Origin of the sequence: Actinosynnema sp. NPDC049800, assembly GCF_040656635.1 — a bacterium.
Taxonomy (GTDB): domain Bacteria; phylum Actinomycetota; class Actinomycetes; order Mycobacteriales; family Pseudonocardiaceae; genus Actinosynnema.
Map to the genome: position 1 here is coordinate 58,004 of NZ_JBFAMT010000029.1, position 16,073 is coordinate 74,076.

The 16,073-nt window shown below is 71.1% G+C and carries 16 protein-coding genes, 1 tRNA gene and 1 other RNA gene; 5 read left to right on the forward strand and 13 right to left on the reverse strand.

Annotation, left to right across the window (positions count from 1 at the left end; translation table 11 throughout):
• Window positions 1-8: 8 nt before the first annotated feature.
• The 6 genes from AB0I91_RS27730 to AB0I91_RS27755 form a co-directional block, all read right to left on the reverse strand.
• On the reverse strand, window positions 9-380 hold the full coding sequence (locus AB0I91_RS27730; protein WP_499639568.1) for a hypothetical protein: 372 nt from the start codon (window positions 378-380) through the stop codon (window positions 9-11).
• A gap of 280 nt (window positions 381-660) precedes the next feature.
• Window positions 661-733 (reverse strand) — tRNA-Ala (locus AB0I91_RS27735).
• A 130-nt stretch (window positions 734-863) separates the two neighbouring features.
• On the reverse strand, window positions 864-1,631 hold the full coding sequence (locus tag AB0I91_RS27740; RefSeq protein WP_498786868.1) for a DsbA family protein: 768 nt from the start codon (window positions 1,629-1,631) through the stop codon (window positions 864-866).
• Between the two features lie 67 nt (window positions 1,632-1,698).
• The gene (locus AB0I91_RS27745) at window positions 1,699-3,015 is read right to left on the reverse strand and encodes an MFS transporter (RefSeq protein ID WP_498786867.1); all 1,317 of its coding nucleotides are present in this window, start codon (window positions 3,013-3,015) and stop codon (window positions 1,699-1,701) included.
• Between the two features lie 61 nt (window positions 3,016-3,076).
• The gene (locus AB0I91_RS27750) at window positions 3,077-3,889 is read right to left on the reverse strand and encodes a GNAT family N-acetyltransferase (protein WP_498786866.1); all 813 of its coding nucleotides are present in this window, start codon (window positions 3,887-3,889) and stop codon (window positions 3,077-3,079) included.
• A 4-nt stretch (window positions 3,890-3,893) separates the two neighbouring features.
• Entirely contained in the window at window positions 3,894-4,994 is a 1,101-nt protein-coding gene (locus AB0I91_RS27755; protein ID WP_499613974.1) for a glycosyltransferase, read from the reverse strand.
• Between the two features lie 29 nt (window positions 4,995-5,023).
• Here AB0I91_RS27755 and hrpB point away from each other — a divergent pair, with 29 nt between their 5' ends.
• From hrpB to AB0I91_RS27770, 3 genes are read left to right on the forward strand one after another with little or no spacing between them, the layout of a single operon-like run.
• On the forward strand, window positions 5,024-7,363 hold the full coding sequence (gene hrpB / locus AB0I91_RS27760; protein WP_499639571.1) for an ATP-dependent helicase HrpB: 2,340 nt from the start codon (window positions 5,024-5,026) through the stop codon (window positions 7,361-7,363).
• Window positions 7,364-7,418: 55 nt separating this feature from the next.
• Complete coding sequence (locus AB0I91_RS27765; RefSeq protein WP_499639573.1) at window positions 7,419-7,844, forward strand: hypothetical protein; 426 nt, start codon at window positions 7,419-7,421, stop codon at window positions 7,842-7,844.
• Window positions 7,841-8,452, forward strand: coding sequence for an alpha/beta fold hydrolase (locus AB0I91_RS27770; RefSeq protein ID WP_498784804.1), 612 nt, complete (start codon window positions 7,841-7,843; stop codon window positions 8,450-8,452). The genes AB0I91_RS27765 and AB0I91_RS27770 overlap by 4 nt, the downstream gene beginning before the upstream one ends.
• A 131-nt stretch (window positions 8,453-8,583) precedes the next feature.
• On the opposite strand, the gene ssrA is transcribed toward AB0I91_RS27770, so the two are convergent.
• Window positions 8,584-8,956: a transfer-messenger RNA gene (gene ssrA / locus AB0I91_RS27775) on the reverse strand.
• A gap of 167 nt (window positions 8,957-9,123) precedes the next feature.
• On the opposite strand from ssrA, the gene AB0I91_RS27780 reads away from it, so the two are divergent.
• Window positions 9,124-10,371: a sensor histidine kinase gene (locus AB0I91_RS27780; protein ID WP_499639575.1), complete on the forward strand. Its 1,248-nt coding sequence runs from the start codon at window positions 9,124-9,126 to the stop codon at window positions 10,369-10,371.
• Window positions 10,359-11,003 (forward strand): response regulator transcription factor, encoded by a 645-nt coding sequence (locus AB0I91_RS27785; RefSeq protein ID WP_499613965.1) that lies wholly within the window; start codon window positions 10,359-10,361, stop codon window positions 11,001-11,003. The genes AB0I91_RS27780 and AB0I91_RS27785 overlap by 13 nt, the downstream gene beginning before the upstream one ends.
• On the opposite strand, the gene AB0I91_RS27790 is transcribed toward AB0I91_RS27785, so the two are convergent.
• The 6 genes from AB0I91_RS27790 to AB0I91_RS27815 form a co-directional block, all read right to left on the reverse strand.
• On the reverse strand, window positions 10,990-11,835 hold the full coding sequence (locus tag AB0I91_RS27790) for an amidohydrolase family protein (protein WP_499639577.1): 846 nt from the start codon (window positions 11,833-11,835) through the stop codon (window positions 10,990-10,992). The genes AB0I91_RS27785 and AB0I91_RS27790 overlap by 14 nt on opposite strands.
• Window positions 11,836-11,843: 8 nt before the next feature.
• On the reverse strand, window positions 11,844-12,320 hold the full coding sequence (smpB, locus tag AB0I91_RS27795; RefSeq protein WP_498784798.1) for an SsrA-binding protein SmpB: 477 nt from the start codon (window positions 12,318-12,320) through the stop codon (window positions 11,844-11,846).
• Window positions 12,321-12,350: 30 nt separating this feature from the next.
• Entirely contained in the window at window positions 12,351-13,253 is a 903-nt protein-coding gene (ftsX, locus tag AB0I91_RS27800) for a permease-like cell division protein FtsX (RefSeq protein WP_123743905.1), read from the reverse strand.
• 53 nt (window positions 13,254-13,306) lie between these two features.
• A complete protein-coding gene (gene ftsE / locus AB0I91_RS27805; RefSeq protein WP_230572826.1) occupies window positions 13,307-13,996 on the reverse strand; it encodes a cell division ATP-binding protein FtsE in 690 nt (229 codons plus the stop codon).
• A gap of 67 nt (window positions 13,997-14,063) precedes the next feature.
• Window positions 14,064-15,164, reverse strand: a complete 1,101-nt coding sequence (gene prfB / locus AB0I91_RS27810) for a peptide chain release factor 2 (RefSeq protein WP_498784796.1) — start codon at window positions 15,162-15,164, stop codon at window positions 14,064-14,066.
• A gap of 51 nt (window positions 15,165-15,215) precedes the next feature.
• Complete coding sequence (locus AB0I91_RS27815; protein WP_077004179.1) at window positions 15,216-15,716, reverse strand: PadR family transcriptional regulator; 501 nt, start codon at window positions 15,714-15,716, stop codon at window positions 15,216-15,218.
• Between the last annotated feature and the right edge of the window lie 357 nt (window positions 15,717-16,073).

Below are 16,073 nucleotides of genomic sequence, written 5' to 3' on the forward strand. Positions count from 1 at the left end.
CCCCCTGGTCATTCCGGGTGAATCCGGCGCAGCCCTTCACCGATGAGCTTCTCGGCGCCCACGTACTCCTGCTGCGTCCGATGGACGCCGTCGATCGCCGTCTCGATCGTGGTGTGGACCCGGTTGATGAAGTCCTGCACGGCCTGACTTGTCCGGGCGTAGTCCTGGTCGACGAACTTCGTCAACGCCAGGATCACCTCGTCAACGGTCTCCTCGATGTTCTCGTGCGGGCTCACGGACTGCACCGTCATGCTGCCCTCGAGGCCGGCCTTGGTGCGGAAGTCCTGTAACCCCAGCGCCTCCCCAGCTGCTCTGAGACTGGCCTTCAGCTGCTCGAACTCAGCCGGGTCCAGCGCATAGCCCTTACCGGGAGTCCCCACTTCGTCACCCCCTGCGACCATCTCGTTCCGCAATGTAGCAGCAGGCATCAACCGCCACCCTCGAAATGACGAAGCGGCACCGAAAAGTCGCCAGACGGATCCACCCAGCCGGGTTAGTGAGACCTGGAGCACACGGCTGACAACATTTCGTGCGGAGCGACCGCCTGCTCCAGATTTGCTCCAGCTCGACCACCGCAGTCCACAGTGGACGGAAAAGCAAGATTGCCCGCCACCTGCATTACCGCAGGTCAGCGGGCGAATCAGTCGAACTATTAACTTGTGGAGCTGAGGGGACTCGAACCCCTGACCCTCACACTGCCAGTGTGATGCGCTACCAGCTGCGCCACAGCCCCTTGCCTGCACGTTTCCCGGCGGTTGGGGCCGCCGTTCTCGTGTGGCAATACCGTACAACACGGCACCCGCAGGGACGAAATCGGGGGGTTGGTTTCGGCATCCGGGCTGCTGAGCGGGGGTGTGGCAGGGCTACTTGAGCAGGTTGGTCAGCCAGTCGCGGTCGTCCCAGGAGACGATCTCGCCGTCCCTCATCACGGTGGGGGTGCCTTCGAACTTGCCCGTCGCCCGCACGGCGTCCAGCTCGGCCTGCGCGGCCTGCTCGTGCGCACCGCTCTCCACGCACTGCTTGAACGCGTCACCGGTGATCCCGAGGTCCGTGCCGAGCTTCACCAACTCCTCCTTGGTGTGCCCCGGACCACCTTCCTCGGGCTGCCGCAGGAACAACGTCTCGTGGTACTCCCAGAACTTGCCCTCATCGGCCGCGCACAACGCCGCGTTCGCCGAATCACGCGAGTAGCCCTCCGGGTCCGAGAGCCGGTTCAGGTACGGCAGGGCGTGGTAGCGGACCTTGAGCCTGCCCGCCTCGATCTCCTGCTTGATCTGCTCGCCGTACGCCTTCTTGAAGGCGCCGCACGCGGGGCACAGGAAGTCCTCGTACAGGTCGATGGTGACCTTCGCGCCGTCCTTGCCGACCACCACCGCACCGCCCTCGCGGACGATCGGCGCCGACACACCGCTGACCGCGGGCGGGTTGGCCAGCGAGTCGTCCGAGCCCGAACCCGAGTCCGAGGACGACCAGATGACCCCGCCGATCACGGCCACGGCGAGCACCACGACGACCACGACCCCGATGATGACCTTGGTCCGGTCGTTGGACGCACCGCGCGCCGCGACCACCGCCTTGGTCGCACGCTGCTGCTGCTTCTTCTTCCGAGCGTTGCGCTCCGCGCCACCCACCGCACTGCCCTCCCGGTCACAACCCGGCCCGCAGGCTACCGAGAGATGCTGAGCGGAACCTGAGCGCTCACGCGTCCGGCTGACGCGGACGACCCGCCACGCGCTCGCCCACCGGCACCTCGGGCCCCTCGTCCAGGCACCCGGACTCACCGGCCACGTCCGACGCGACGTGCGTCTCCTCGGCCTTCGGCAGCGTCTCGGGCGAGAACACCCAGAACACCAGCGCCACCGCGGCCATCGCACCCGTCAGGGTGAACGCCGCCTGGTACGAGAACTGGTCCACCAGCACGCCGGCGAGCAGCGGCCCGACGATCGCGCCGCAGTCGGCGACCATCTGGAACGCCGCCAGCACCGGCCCGCCCTTGGCCTTCGACCCGATCACGTCGGCCACGACGGCGTTCTGCGGCGGGTTGAGCAGACCGGCGCCGATGCCCGCCACCAGGGAGGCCACCATGAACATCGGCACGCCGACGCTGAACCCGAGCCACACCGTGCCCGCCGCGGACACCGCGAGCCCCGCGATGGCGACGGGCTTGCGGCCGATGGTGTCCGACAGCTTCCCGGAGATCATCAGCACGGCGGCGTTGCCGGCCGCGAACACCGACAACGAGATGCCGGCGATGGCGGGCGTGCTGTGCAGCGCCTCCACCACGAACAGCGGCACCAACGAGATCCGCACGCCGAACACGGCCCAGCCGTTGGCGAACCCCGAGGCCAACGCCGCCCGGTACGCCGACAGCCGCACGGCCGCGCGCACCGGCATCGACTCCTGCTCGACCGACTTGTCCAACGCCGCGGCGAGCGTGGACCGGCGCAGGAACCACCACACGAACGCCGCGGCCACCACGAGCGCCACCGCGTAGGTGACGAACGGCACCTGGATCGAGATCTCCACGAGCGCCGCGCCGACGATCGGGCCGCCGATGTTGCCGAGCAGGAACCCGGTCGCCCACAGCCCGGACGCCCGGCCCCGCATGGGCGCCGGCGTGATCCGGATCAGCAGGCCCACGGCCGCCACGGTGAACATGGTCGACCCGATGCCCGCGAACGACCGGAACACGATGAGCTGCCAGTACGCGGTGGCGAAGCCGCACGCGCCGGTGCCGGCGGCCACGATGAGGATGCCGACGATGTAGACCCACGTCTCGCCGAACTTGTTGACCAGTCGGCCGCTCATCGGCGCGAACAGGAGCCTGACCAGCGCGAACGAGCTGACCACGGCGGACACGGCGAACGTGCCGACGTCGAAGCTCTTGGCGTACGCGGGCAGGACGGGCGCCACGATGCCGAACCCGAGGGCGATGATGAAGCTCGCCACGACGAGCACCCACACCTCGCCGGGTAGCCGGGGCTTGACCTTCACGTCGGACCCGGTCCCCAGCACTGTGCGCCCCTTCCGATCTCCGTTAGCCGTGCTAAGGATATGCGGTACGGCAACTAATTACTCAATCGAGCAGCTCGTCGACCCTGCGTGCGTACGCCGTTACCGGATAACAAACGTCGAAGCCGCAAGCTTCCACGAACCGCTCCCCCGCCCCGCCCTCGGCCACGTGCGAGGCCACCAGCAACGCGCCCGCCTCCCGCAGCTCGGCCACCACGCCGTCGACCAGCGCCTTGCCCAACCCGCGACGACGACGTGCCGGCCGCACGACCGCGTGCTCGACCAACCCGACCCGGCGCTCGCCGAACCCGGACGCGAACCCGCCGATCCGGTCGCCGTCGTCGACCACCACGAACACGCACCGCGGGTCGTCCACCCGCTGCCCGAGGTGCCTCAGCAACCGCGGCCCGTCCACGCCGAGGTCGTCGGCCAGCAGTTCGGCGATGCCTTCGAGGTCGCCGTCCCGCGCCGGCCGCACGAGTGGCGACCGCCGCACCTCGCCCCGGTGCACGACGGCCAACGACTCCTCCACCGCGTGCCACCCGGTGTCGTCGGCGATGCCCTCGATCTCGGCCACCGTGGTGGGCGACGCGTACAGCACCGCCTCGGCGCGCCCCACGTCGGCGAACGTCTGCTCCAGCCGCATCAACGTGCCCGCGACCTCGGCCGACGACCCGTACACGCCGCACGCGTGGTTGCCGCCGGGCAGCGGGTTGTCCCGGTTCACCACGACCTGGGCCACGCCGACGCGGCCGACCTTGCCGTACCGGACGGCGCCGGCGGCCAGCCGGGTGGCTTCCACCAGCCCGGCCAGGTCACGGGCCCGGTACGGGTCGAGCAGCTCGGGGTCGTCGGGATCGCGCAGCGGGTCAACCACGACGTCAGCCTCGCACGTCCCGGCCCTTCCACTTCGTGGTGCCGCGCAACGCCCGCCACGCCGCGTCCAGCGTCATCGCGCCGAACGTGACGTAGGCCAGCGGCGCGAGCACGGCCGCCGACTGCGGTTGCCTGCTCCGCCGCAGGAAGATCCACTCGGCGAGCGACTGCCCGAGCCAGACCAGCATGCCGGGCTTCGACCCGCGCAACGCCGTCACCACCGGCACGACCCCGTACGCGATGTGCGCGAGACCGGTCGACCCGAGCGACAGGAACGCGCTGGCGGGCCCCTTGGCGTACAGGGACGTGCCGGCGACCATGCTCTTGCGCATCGACGCCCACGTGCCGCCGAACGTGTCCAGGCCCGACGTGATCAGGGAGTCCGCGCCGTCCACGTACCGCGTCCGGCCGCCGGTGTCGCGGACCAGCGTGGCGAAGCCGACGTCGTCCGCGCGCGACCCGGCGATCGCGGCCCAGCCGCCGGCCCGCTCGTACGCCGTGCGGCGGACCAGGATGCAGTGCCCGACGGCCAGCGCCATGCCGCGCCGCCCGTCCACGGTCGTCGTCTCGAAGAGCAGCTGGTTCACCGGCGGCAGCAGCAGCCACCACCCGGCGCTCGGCCCGGCGCCGCGCCCGGACGTGGACACCAGGTCGAGGTCGTCGCGCCGGGCGCCCGCGAGCAGCCTGCCGACCAGGTCGGGCGCGGCCTCGGTGTCGGCGTCCATGAACAGCAGCCAGTCGGTGTCGGCGTCGGCCGTGCCCACGTGCAGGGCGTGCACCTTGCCCGCCCAGCCGGAGGGCGGCCCGGAACTGCTCACCAGCCGCACGCGCGGGTCCTCCGCGGCGTGCCGCCGCACGATGTCGGCGGTGCGGTCGGTCGACGCGTCGTCCACGACCACGATCCGCAGGTCCGCGTAGTCCTGCTTGCGCAGGCCGGTGATGCACCGGTCGATCACGCTCTCCTCGTCGCGCGCGGGCACGACGACGGTCACCGGACCGGCGTCGACCTGTGCCGCCGGCAGCCGCTCCACCTCTTGCCAGACCTTGATCGTCACGGCCGCGCGGGCGAGGGCCACCGTCGCGCCGAGGATCCCCCATTTCCCCATGAGTCCACAGTGGCACAAGACTGGGCGGCGTGGAACTGCCGAACCTGCCGATCCGACCGCTGCTCGGCGAGATCGCGGCCACGCTGACCGCGCACGGCTCGGCGGTGCTGGTCGCGCCACCCGGCACGGGCAAGACGACGTTGGTGCCGCTGGCGCTGGAGGGTCGCGTGGTCGTGGCCGAACCACGTCGACTGGCCGCGCGCGCCGCCGCCGCGCGGATGGCGAGCCTGCTCGGCGAACCGGTCGGCCGCACCGTGGGCTACTCGGTGCGCGGCGACCGCAAGACCTCGAAGGACACCCGGATCGAGGTCGTCACCTCCGGTCTGCTGGTGCGGCGGTTGCAGCACGACCCGGAGCTGGCGGGCGTCGGCACGGTGCTGCTGGACGAGTGCCACGAACGGCACCTGGACGCGGACCTGCTGCTGGCGCTGCTGCTCGACGCACGGGCCGGGCTGCGGCCGGACCTGAAGCTGCTGGCCACGTCCGCGACCGTGGCCGCCGACCGGCTGGCCCACCTGCTCGGCGACGCGCCGGTGATCCGGGTCGAGGCGCGGACGTTCCCGGTGGACGTCGTGCACACCCCGCCGGCGCGCCAGGAACGCGTGGAGGCCACGACGGCCCGCGCGATCCGCCGGGCCTTGTCCGAGGTGGACGGTGACGTGCTGGCGTTCCTGCCGGGCGTGGCGGAGATCCGGCGGTGCGCCGCCCTGATCGGCGACGACGTGGACGTGCTGCCGCTGCACGGTCGCCTCGCCGCCACCGCGCAGGACGACGCGTTGCGGCCCGGAGCCAGGCGACGGGTCGTGCTGGCCACCGCGATCGCCGAGTCGAGCCTGACCGTGCCGGGTGTGCGGGCGGTCGTGGACGCGGGCCTGGCGCGGGTGCCGCGGGTCGACCACCGGCGCGGGCTGTCGGGCCTGGCCACGGTCCGGGTCAGCGCGGCGGTGGCCGACCAGCGCGCGGGCCGGGCGGGACGTGAGGCGGCCGGCAAGGTCTACCGGTGCTGGCCCGCGCACGAGCACAGCACGTTGCCGCGCTACCCGGAGCCGGAGATCCGCACCGCCGACCTGACCCGGCTGGCCCTGGAACTGGCCTGCTGGGGCGTGCCGGACGGCGAAGGGCTCGCTTGGTGGGACCCGCCACCGCCGGGTGCGCTGGACGCGGGCCGTTCGGTGCTGCGCGCACTGGGCGCGCTGGACGCGAACGGCGCCACGGACCGGGGCCGCCGGATGGCCGACCTCGGCCTGCACCCCCGGCTGGCGCGGGCGTTGCTGGACGGCGCGGCGGCCGTGGGCGCGCGCAAGGCCGCCGAGGTGGTGGCGCTGCTGGACGACGACCGCGCGAGCTCCGGGGTCGAGCTGGCCACCCGTGACGCCGACCCGCGCGAGGTCCGCCGCCTGGCCGCGATGGTCGGCGGCACGGGCTCCGGTCCGGGCGACCCGGCCCTGGTGGTCGCCCTCGCCTACCCGGAACGGCTGGCGCGCAGGCGTTCCCCCGGCTCGCCGGTGTACCTGATGGCCGGCGGCACGGCCGCGGAGCTGCCGCCGGGCAGCGGGTTGGCCGACGCCGAGTGGCTCGCCGTGGCCGTCGCCGACCGCGAGGCCGGCCGCGAGGCCGGCCGCGCGCACGGCCGCATCCGGTTGGCCGCGCGGGCGGACGAGGAGCTCGCCGTGACCGCCGCGTCGGCCCTGCTGAGGACCGAGGACGACGTCCGGTGGGACGGCGACGTGGTGGCGAACCGGCTGCGCAAGCTGGGCGCGATCACGTTGTCCAGCAAGCCGTTGCACGACCGTGAGGCGATCCGCGCCGCCCTCCTGGAAGGCCTGCGCACGGAGGGCGTCGGCCTGCTGAGGTGGGACGCGGACGGTCTGCGCACGCGGGAGCGGATGGCCTTCCTGCACCGCGTGATCGGCGACCCGTGGCCCTCGGTGGACGACGAGGCGCTGCTCGCCGTGGTCGACGTGGGCGACGCGCGCCGCAAGGCGGACCTGGCCCGCATCAGCGGCGAGCAGGTCGTGCGGCAACTCCTGCCCTGGCCCGCCGCCGCGCGGTTCGACGACCTCGCCCCGGACCGGCTCGAAGTGCCTTCGGGTTCACGCATCCGGGTGGACTACTCCGCGTCCGGGCCGGTGCTGCCGGTGAAGGTGCAGGAGGTGTTCGGCTGGACCGAGACGCCCCGCCTGGCCGACGGCCGCGTGCCGGTCGTCCTGCACCTGCTCTCCCCCGCCGGTCGCCCGACCGCCGTGACCGGCGACCTGGCGTCGTTCTGGCGGACCGGCTACCCGCAGGTCAGGTCGGAGCTGCGGGGTCGCTACCCGAAGCACCGCTGGCCGGAGGACCCGATGACCGCCCGCCCGGCCCGCCGCTAGCTACTTGACGGCGCGCGTCAAGTACTTGACGATGGTCGTCAAGGAGGTGACGCGAGTGCTCGCAGAACAGCTCGCCACGATCATCCGCACGCGGTTGCTCGACCCGTTGGAGATCCTCTTCGACGACGTCGGCGACCTGCCGTCGCGCGCCGACGAGGTGGCGCGGCGGATGGCCGCGACCATGCAGGGCGACGACGACTCCGCGGCCGTGCACGCCATCGCACGGCTCATCGGCGCGCTGTACCCCGGCGACGCGCCGTTCGACCCGCCCGCCGACTGGTGGCGCACGCCGCTCGGCCAGGTCGTGGCACGTCGGATGGGGCACCCGGCCGCGCGAGCGGTCTCGTACTCGGTGGCCGGCGCGATGCTCGGCGTCACCAAGCAGGGCGTCCACGACCTGGTGCGACGCGGGAAGTTGACCCGGAACACGGACGGCGGCGGCGTGACCGTCGCCTCGGTACGAGGGAGGTTGAACGCATGAAGGTACTGGCCCTGCACGGCGCGGGCGGTTCACCGGCCGACTGGGACGAGGTGATCGCGGCCATGGGTGGTGAGCACGAGGTCGTCGCCTTACCGCTGACCGGCCCGTGGGGCTGGGACTCGGTCCTGGACCGGATCGAACCACACGCCACCGACAACCCCGCCGTGCTGGGGACGTCCCTCGGCGGCATGATCGCCGCGCTCTGGGGACGGCGGCACCCCGAGTGCCCGGCTCTGATCAACATCGACGGCCACGGCGTGCCGACCCAGGCCCAGCGCTACCTGGACCCCACCGCCGTCGCACCGAAGATCGCAGCGCTCCGCGAGCAGTTCCGCGCCTTCGGCCAACCCGAACTGCAACAGGCCCTGGAGGACCTCGACTGCTTCGACGTCTTCCGCGACCTCCGCTGCCCGATGCTGCTGGCCGTTGCCACCAAACCGCTGCCCGGACACCCCCTGTTCGAGGAGTACCAGGAGGGCCTGACCCGGGACCTCGCGACCCTGCCGCCGAACGTCGAGGTGGTCCGCGTGGACGCCGCGCACTCCGTCGTCGCCGACGACCCGGCCCTCGTCGCCACCCTGGTGAACGACTACCTGGCCACCCGCTGACCAACCCGACCAACCCGAGCACCACGGATGGGGGTCCGGGGGCAACGCCCGCCGGGCGGGGCCCGGGGGTTGCACCCCCGGAAAAAATACGGAGCGAGGTGGTCCGCGTGTTCCGCGGACACACCTCGCCCGAGTGGAGGTGCCGGGAATCGAACCCGGGTCCTCTGCCGGCTCATCAAGGCTTCTCCGTGCGCAGTCCGCTACATCTCTACTCGGCCCCGGTGATCACGCGGACAAGTCACCGTGATGAGCCCAGCCACTGTGGGTGTCCCGACCGTTCCCCGTGGCCGGGAACGGTGGTGAGCCTCCTAGCTGATGCCGGCGACCGGGGCGGAGGCGCCCCCGGGCCGACAGCGTCGCTCCTAGCCTCAGGCGGCGAGGGCGAACGCGCGCTGGTCGTTAGACTCGGCGCTTATTGGTTTGCGATGACGCTTGCGGTGGTCTCTCGCCTGCACCGGCACGCTTCCCTTGAATCAACGCACAAAGTCGAAACCGTTCACCCCCGTGTCGTGGGTCCTGCTCCGCACAGCATAACGCGCCGCCGACCCGGGTTCATTCCCATTACGTTGGTAGGGCTGTCCCCACCCCACGCCGGCCGGCGGACCTGATGGTCCCAGCCACCCGATCGAGCGATGCTGGTCGGGGCAACATCCGGCGTGAAGGTGGGAAACATGACGACGCGGGTCAACCCGAACATCGGCCGGGTCAGCGGGTACTTCCTGCTGAACCTGGTCACAGGGCTCTTCTGGTTCGTCCTGCTGGTGACGCTGGGCGCGGTGAGCATCGGCACCGCGGTGATCTGGGTCGGCGTGCCGCTGGGCGTGCTGACGCTGGTCCTGGCGCGCGGCGCGGCGTCGGCCGAACGGGCCTGGTTGCGGGTGACCCTCGGCGTGGACATCCCCCGGCCGTACCGGGAGCTGCCGGTCGGCGCCACCGCCCGGGCGAAGGCCATCGCGAGGGACCCGGCGACGTGGCGCGACCTGTCCTACTGGCTGCTCATGCTGCCGCTGGGCGCGGTCGAGTTCGCCCTCACGGTGGCGCTGTGGTCGGCCGTGGCGGGCGCCGTGTTCCTGCCCTTCTACCAGCACTGGCTCCCGGTGACGTGGGAGGTCACGTTCAGCGAGGGCAACGTGTGGCTGATCGACTCGTTCGCCAAGGCGCTCCCGGTGAGCGTCCTCGGCCTGGTGCTCGGCTACCTGGTGTACCGGCTGCTCAAGGCCCTGGGCCGGGGTCACGCGCTGCTCGCCCAGTCCCTGCTCGGCCCCTCCCGCTACGGCGTGCTGTCGGCCAAGGCGGAGCACCTGTCCGCCAGCCGGGCCCGCGGCGTGGAAGCCGCCGAGGCGGAACGCCGGCGCATCGAGCGCGACCTGCACGACGGCGCGCAGCAACGCCTGGTCGCCGTGGCCATGGGCCTCGGCCGGGCCCGCAGCAAGATGGAGTCCGACCCGGACGGCGCGCGCGAGCTCATCGCCGAGGCGCACGCCGACGCCAAGCTCGCCATCTCCGAGCTGCGTGACCTGGCCCGCGGCATCTACCCGTCGGTGCTGGGCGACCGCGGGCTGGACCCGGCGCTGTCGTCGCTGGCCGCCCGGTCCCCGATCCCGGTCGACGTGGAGGTGGACGTCGAGCCGCGCCCGCCGACGGCCGTGGAGAGCGCCGCCTACTTCACCGTCGCCGAGACGCTGACCAACGTCGCCAAGCACTCGGGCGCGACCCGGGCGCACGTGAAGGTGTCCCGCACCGAGAACTCCGTGGTCGTGGAGGTCACCGACAACGGGCACGGCGGCGCGGAGATCCGTCCGGGTGGTGGGCTCGCCGGGCTCGCGGACCGTGCTGCGACGATTGACGGCGTGGTCGTCGTGGTGAGCCCGATCGGCGGGCCGACCGTGATCCGGACGGAGCTGCCGTGCGCGTGGTGATCGCGGAGGACTCGGTCCTCCTGCGGGTCGGGGTGGAACGCCTGCTGGCCGACGAGGGCATCGAGACGGTCGCGGCGGTGGAGGACGGCGACGCGCTGCTCGCCGCGATCGACGAGCACCGCCCCGACCTGGCCCTGGTGGACGTGCGGATGCCGCCGACGTTCACCGACGAGGGCCTGCGGGCGGCGATCGAGGCGCGCAAGCGCATCCCCAACCTGCCGGTGCTGGTCCTCTCGCAGTACGTGGAGGAGCGGTACGCGGTGGAGCTGCTGGCCGGCGGCGCGAACGGCGTCGGCTACCTGCTCAAGGAGCGCGTGGCGGACGTGTCGGAGTTCGTGGCCGCGCTCCGCCGGGTCGCCGACGGCGGCACGAGCATCGACCACGAGGTCATCACCCAGCTGATGGTCCGGTCCAAGCGCAACCCGGTCGACTCGCTCACCCAGCGTGAGCGCGAGGTGCTCGCGCTGATGGCGCAGGGCCTGTCGAACGCCGCCATCGCGGCCTCGCTGGTCGTCTCCGACGGCGCGGTGGAGAAGCACGTGGGCAACATCTTCGCCAAGCTCGGCCTGGAGCCCAGCACGAGCGAGCACCGCCGCGTGCGCGCCGTGCTCGCCTACCTCAACCTGGGCTGAGGCCGAGCAGCCTGGCGCCGTTGTCGTGCAGCACGGCCCGCAGGAACGGCTCGCCGAGCCGGTCGTCGGCCGCGGCCCAGCCCTCGATCGCGTCCAGCTGCGCCGAGTAGTCGTACGGGATGTTCGGGAAGTCCGAGCCGAGCACGACCCGATCGGCCACGTCGACCAGCCGCGCCGCCCAGTCGCGCGGCAGCGCCGCCATCACCTCGGTGAACGGCACGCCGACCATCGTGGTGTCCAGGTGCACCCCGTCGTACCGGTGGACCAGGTCCAACGCGCTCAGGTAGTCGGGCATCCCGGCGTGCGCCAGCACCGCCACCAGCGACGGGTGCCTGCGCAGCACGTCCTCGAACACGTCCAGCCCGGTGTGCGCGCCCGGCGCCGGCCCGTGCCCGCAGTGCACCACCACGGGCACCCGCGCCTCGGCCAGCAGGCCCCACGCGCCGTCGAGCGAACGCGGGTCGTAGTCGCCCACCTGCACGTGCGCCTTGAAGCACCGCGCACCGGCCGTCAACGCCCGCGTCACGTACGCCTCGACGCCCGGCTCCGGGTACAGCGTCGCGGTCGGCACGGCGCCGTCCACGCGCGAGCCGAAGTCCAGCGCCCAGTCCGTCAGCCACTCGCCCATGCCGGGCTTGTGCGGGTACACCAGGGGCGCGAACCCGACCACGCCGAACGACCGCAGCACGGCCAGCCGCTCCGCCTCCGGCAGCCGGTACCGGATCGACCAGTCGACGCCGTAGTGCCGCGACGCCTCGTCGAAGAACGCCCACACCTTGTCCAGCACGCGCTGCGGCATGAAGTGCACGTGCACGTCGACCAGGCCGGGCACGGCGGCGTTCAGTAGCGGCCCTTCAACGCGCGGCCGTGCGCCTTCTGGATCTCCCGCTCGGCGTCCCGCTTGGCCAGGTCCTGCCGCTTGTCGTAGGACTTCTTGCCGCGCGCCAGCGCGAGCTCGACCTTGACGTACCCGTCCTTGAAGTACATCGACAGCGGGATCAGCGACAGACCGCTCTCCTTGGTCTTGCCGATCAGCCGCTCGATCTCGCCCTTGTGCAGCAGGAGCTTGCGCTTGCGCCGCACCTCGTGGTTGGTCCAGGTGCCCGCCACGTACTCCGGGATGTGCAGCGCGTGCAGCCAGATCTCGCCGTCGTCCACCTGGGCGAAGGCGTCCACGAGGGACGCCCGGCCCATGCGGAGGCTCTTCACCTCGGTGCCGACGAGCACGACACCGGCTTCGTAGGTGTCGAGGATGGTGTAGTCGTGCCGAGCCTTGCGGTTCGACGCGATCACCTTCTGACCGCGTTCCTTGACCATGACGGAAACCTTACGTGAGCACGCCAGCGGTTATAGGCGCACGTAGAGGCGCAGCGTGACGTAGCCGGTCAGCGCCGAGATCGCGATGGCCACGCCGACCAGGATCGGCGAGAGGAAGAGGATCTCCACCATGCTCACCTCCGGGATGATGTTGGCCGCGAACAGCTCGCCGAGCACCCGGTTGAGCAGGAAGAGCTTCGTCACCACGAGCAACCCGATCGAGGCGACGGCGCCGATGACGCCCGCGACCACCGCCTCGATGAGGAACGGCAGCTGGGTGTACCAGCGGGTGGCGCCGACCAGCCGCATGATGCCGACCTCCGTGCGCCGGGTGAACGCCGACACCTGGATCGTGTTGGAGATCAACATCAGCGCCGCGAACGCCTGGAGCAGCGCCAGCGCCAGCGCCGCGTCGCGCACGCCGTTGAGGAAGCCGAACAGCCGGTCCAGGTCCTCGCGCTGGTCGTCGACCTTCTTGACGCCCGCCTTGCCGGTGAACGCCTGCACGATCACGTCGGACCGCTGCGCGTCCTCCAGCTTGACCCGGAACATCGCCGGGATCGCCTCGGGACGGGCCAGCTTCGCCAGCTCCGGCTGCGACTCGAAGACCTTCTTGAACCGCTCGAAGCCCTTGTCGCGGTTCTCGTAGACGACCGTCTCGACCCCGGACGTGGTCTCCAGCTGGCTGCGCAGGCTCGAGCAGGGCTGCTGCGTGCAGTCCTTGTCGTTCACGCTGATGTCGTTGGTGAGCATGACCGCCACCTCGAGCTGGCCGAGGTAGTCGTCCTGCATCTTGCCCACCATGTTGACGACCAGCAGGCCGACACCGAGCAGGAAGAGCGAGATCGCGGTCGTGAGGATCATCGCGATGGTCATCGTGACGTTCCGGCGCAGGCCGGTGACGACCTCGCTGAACACGAAGCTGGTACGCATCGGGGGGAACGTTCCTCAGGGTCGGGGGATGAGGGGGTCCGGCGTCCTCGGGCTCAGCGGCCCACGCCGTAAACACCCCGTGCGTCGTCGCGGATGATGCGGCCGTTGTCCAGCTCGACCACCCGGCGGCGCATGGAGTCGACGATGGAGTGGTCGTGGGTGGCCATCAGCACCGTCGTGCCGGTGCGGTTGATCCGCTCCAGCAGCAACATGATGTCCTGGCTGGTGTCGGGGTCCAGGTTCCCGGTCGGCTCGTCGGCCAGCAGCACCAGCGGCCGGTTGACGAACGCGCGGGCGATCGCCACCCGCTGCTGCTCGCCGCCGGACAGCTCGTGCGGCATCCGGTCGGCCTTGCCGTCGAGGCCGACCAGCTGGAGCACCTCGGGCACCACCTTGACGATGGTGTTGCGCGGCTTGCCGATCACCTCCAACGCGAACGCGACGTTCTCCGCCACGGTCTTGTTGGTCAGCAGCCGGAAGTCCTGGAACACGCAGCCGATGGACTGGCGCAGGCGGGGGACCCTGCGCCGGGACATCTTGGCCACGTCGAAGTTCGACACGTACACGCGGCCCTTGCTGGGCACTTCCTCCCGCAGCAGGAGCCGCAGGAACGTGGACTTCCCGGAACCGGAAGGCCCGATGAGGAACACGAACTCACCCTTGTCCATCTCGACCGATACGTTGTCGAGAGCGGGACGCGCGGAGCTCTTGTAGACCTTGGACACGTGTTCGAGGCGAATCACGAGGCGCGAGTGTACTCGTGGCCTGGGTAAAGCCCTCGTCTCGCCCGTCGCACGGCGGCTTGACCGATCAGGACTGGTGCTGCTTGCGCCAGCGGATGCCCGCTTCCAGGAAGTCGTCGATCTCGCCGTCGAGCACCGCGGACGGGTTGCCGACCTCGTGCTCCGTGCGCAGGTCCTTGACCATCTGGTACGGGTGCAGCACGTAGGAGCGCATCTGGTTGCCCCAGCTCGACCCGGTGTCCTTGAGGGCGTCCATCTTCGCCTGCTCCTCCTGCCGCTGCCGCTCCAGCAGCTTGGCCTGGAGCACGGCCATCGCGGTGGCCTTGTTCTGCAGCTGGGAGCGCTCGTTCTGGCAGGAGACCACGATGCCGGTCGGGATGTGCGTCAGGCGCACCGCCGAGTCGGTCGTGTTGACGCCCTGGCCACCGGGGCCGGACGAGCGGTAGACGTCGACCCTCAGGTCCTTCTCGTCGATGTCGACGTGGTCGGTCTGCTCGACCACGGGCACCACCTCGACGCCCGCGAACGACGTCTGCCGGCGGCCCTGGTTGTCGAACGGCGAGATGCGCACGAGGCGGTGCGTGCCCTGTTCGACACTGAGCGTGCCGTAGGCGTACGGGGCCGTGACGCGGAACGTGGCGGACTTGATGCCCGCCTCCTCGGCGTAGGACGTGTCGAACACGTCGACGCCGTAGCCGTGCCGCTCGGCCCACCGCGAGTACATCCGCAGGAGCATCTCGGCGAAGTCGGCCGCGTCGATGCCGCCCGCCTCTGCGCGGATGGTGACCAGCGCGTTGCGCTCGTCGTACTCGCCGGACAGCAGCGTGCGGACCTCGAGGGAGGAGATCTCCTCGCGGAGCTTCGCGCGCTCGGTGTCGGCCTCGGCGAGACTGCCCGCGTCACCCTCGTCCTCGGCCAGCTCGTACATGATCGACAGGTCGTCGAGGCGCTCGCGCAGGGTCGTGATGCGGCGCAGCTCGCCCTGCTTGTGCGAGAGCTGGCTGGTGACCTTCTGCGCCTTCTCCTGGTCGTCCCAGAGGTCGGGCCGGGCCGCCGCCTGCTCCAGCTCCGCGACCTGGGCGCGCAGCGCATCGAGGTCCATCACCGCCTCGATGCTCGTGAGCGTGGCGGAGAGGTCCTTGATGTCTGCTTCGACGTCGGGATTCACGTCCCAAGATTACGCCGGCACCGGTCGCGGAGTGCGACCGGTGGGCGCGATTCAGGCCGTCGGGATGGCGTCGAGCAGCTTGAGCACGGCCTTGGCGTGCGCCAGGCCGAACTCGGCGACCGCCTTGGCGTAGGCGTCCTCGGCGGTCTTCACCGCCGTCTTGGCGGCCTCCTGCTCGGCGCCGTAGCTCGCGCGGGCGGAGTCCACGAGCCCCTGCCGCTGCTTGGCGGTCAGGGAGCCCGCGTGCACCAGCCGCAGGATCAACGGGCTGCGCAGGTGGTCCGGCCCCGGCTCGGAGAGCAGCCAGTTCTTGAACGCCTTCTTGCCCGCCGCGGTCAGCACGTACTGCTGGCTGGAACGCGGGCCCTGCTTGCCGAGGCGCAGCAGGCCTGCGTCCGCCAACGCGGGCAGCTCGCGGTAGACCTGGCTGCGGGTGACGCTGAAGAACGCGCCGAAGCGCTCTCCGGCCTCAGCCACGAGCTGGCCACCGGTCTTGGGTCCGTCGTGCAGCAGCCCGAGCAGGGCCGCCGCCGTCGCATTCAGGTCCGACACACCACCAACGGTGCCACGCTCACCGGTCGCTGTCCACAATGGTCAGCCGTTCTGTCCACTGTGGCTGATCACGGGCTAGTGGAGTTGGGCCAAGCGGAGCAACGCAAACATCGCTGCGTAACCGCCCGCTGATCAACGCCACGCGTTCGGCCTCTTGACCCGGCCTGTCCACGCGAAGTGGAAATCCATTGAGGCGCAAGGGAAACCGCACTTTTGCGTTCACTCGAACGGCAGCGCGGCGTCACGCGCCGCTGCCACCCCGCCCCGGCGGCCCCATCGGGCGATAGCACAACCCGGTGATGTCCGGCTCTCGACGTGGCAAACACGTCGGGTGGTGGGACCATTACCACGGGTGTT

Excerpts from the sequence above, each read along its gene's own strand:
- AB0I91_RS27780 (WP_499639575.1), top strand. The coding sequence starts at position 9,124 with ATGACGACGCGGGTCAACCCGAACATCGGCCGGGTCAGCGGGTACTTC.
- AB0I91_RS27755 (WP_499613974.1), bottom strand. The coding sequence starts at position 4,994 with ATGGGGAAATGGGGGATCCTCGGCGCGACGGTGGCCCTCGCCCGCGCG.
- AB0I91_RS27770 (WP_498784804.1), top strand. The coding sequence starts at position 7,841 with ATGAAGGTACTGGCCCTGCACGGCGCGGGCGGTTCACCGGCCGACTGG.
- ftsX (WP_123743905.1), bottom strand. The coding sequence starts at position 13,253 with ATGCGTACCAGCTTCGTGTTCAGCGAGGTCGTCACCGGCCTGCGCCGG.
- smpB (WP_498784798.1), bottom strand. The coding sequence starts at position 12,320 with ATGGTCAAGGAACGCGGTCAGAAGGTGATCGCGTCGAACCGCAAGGCT.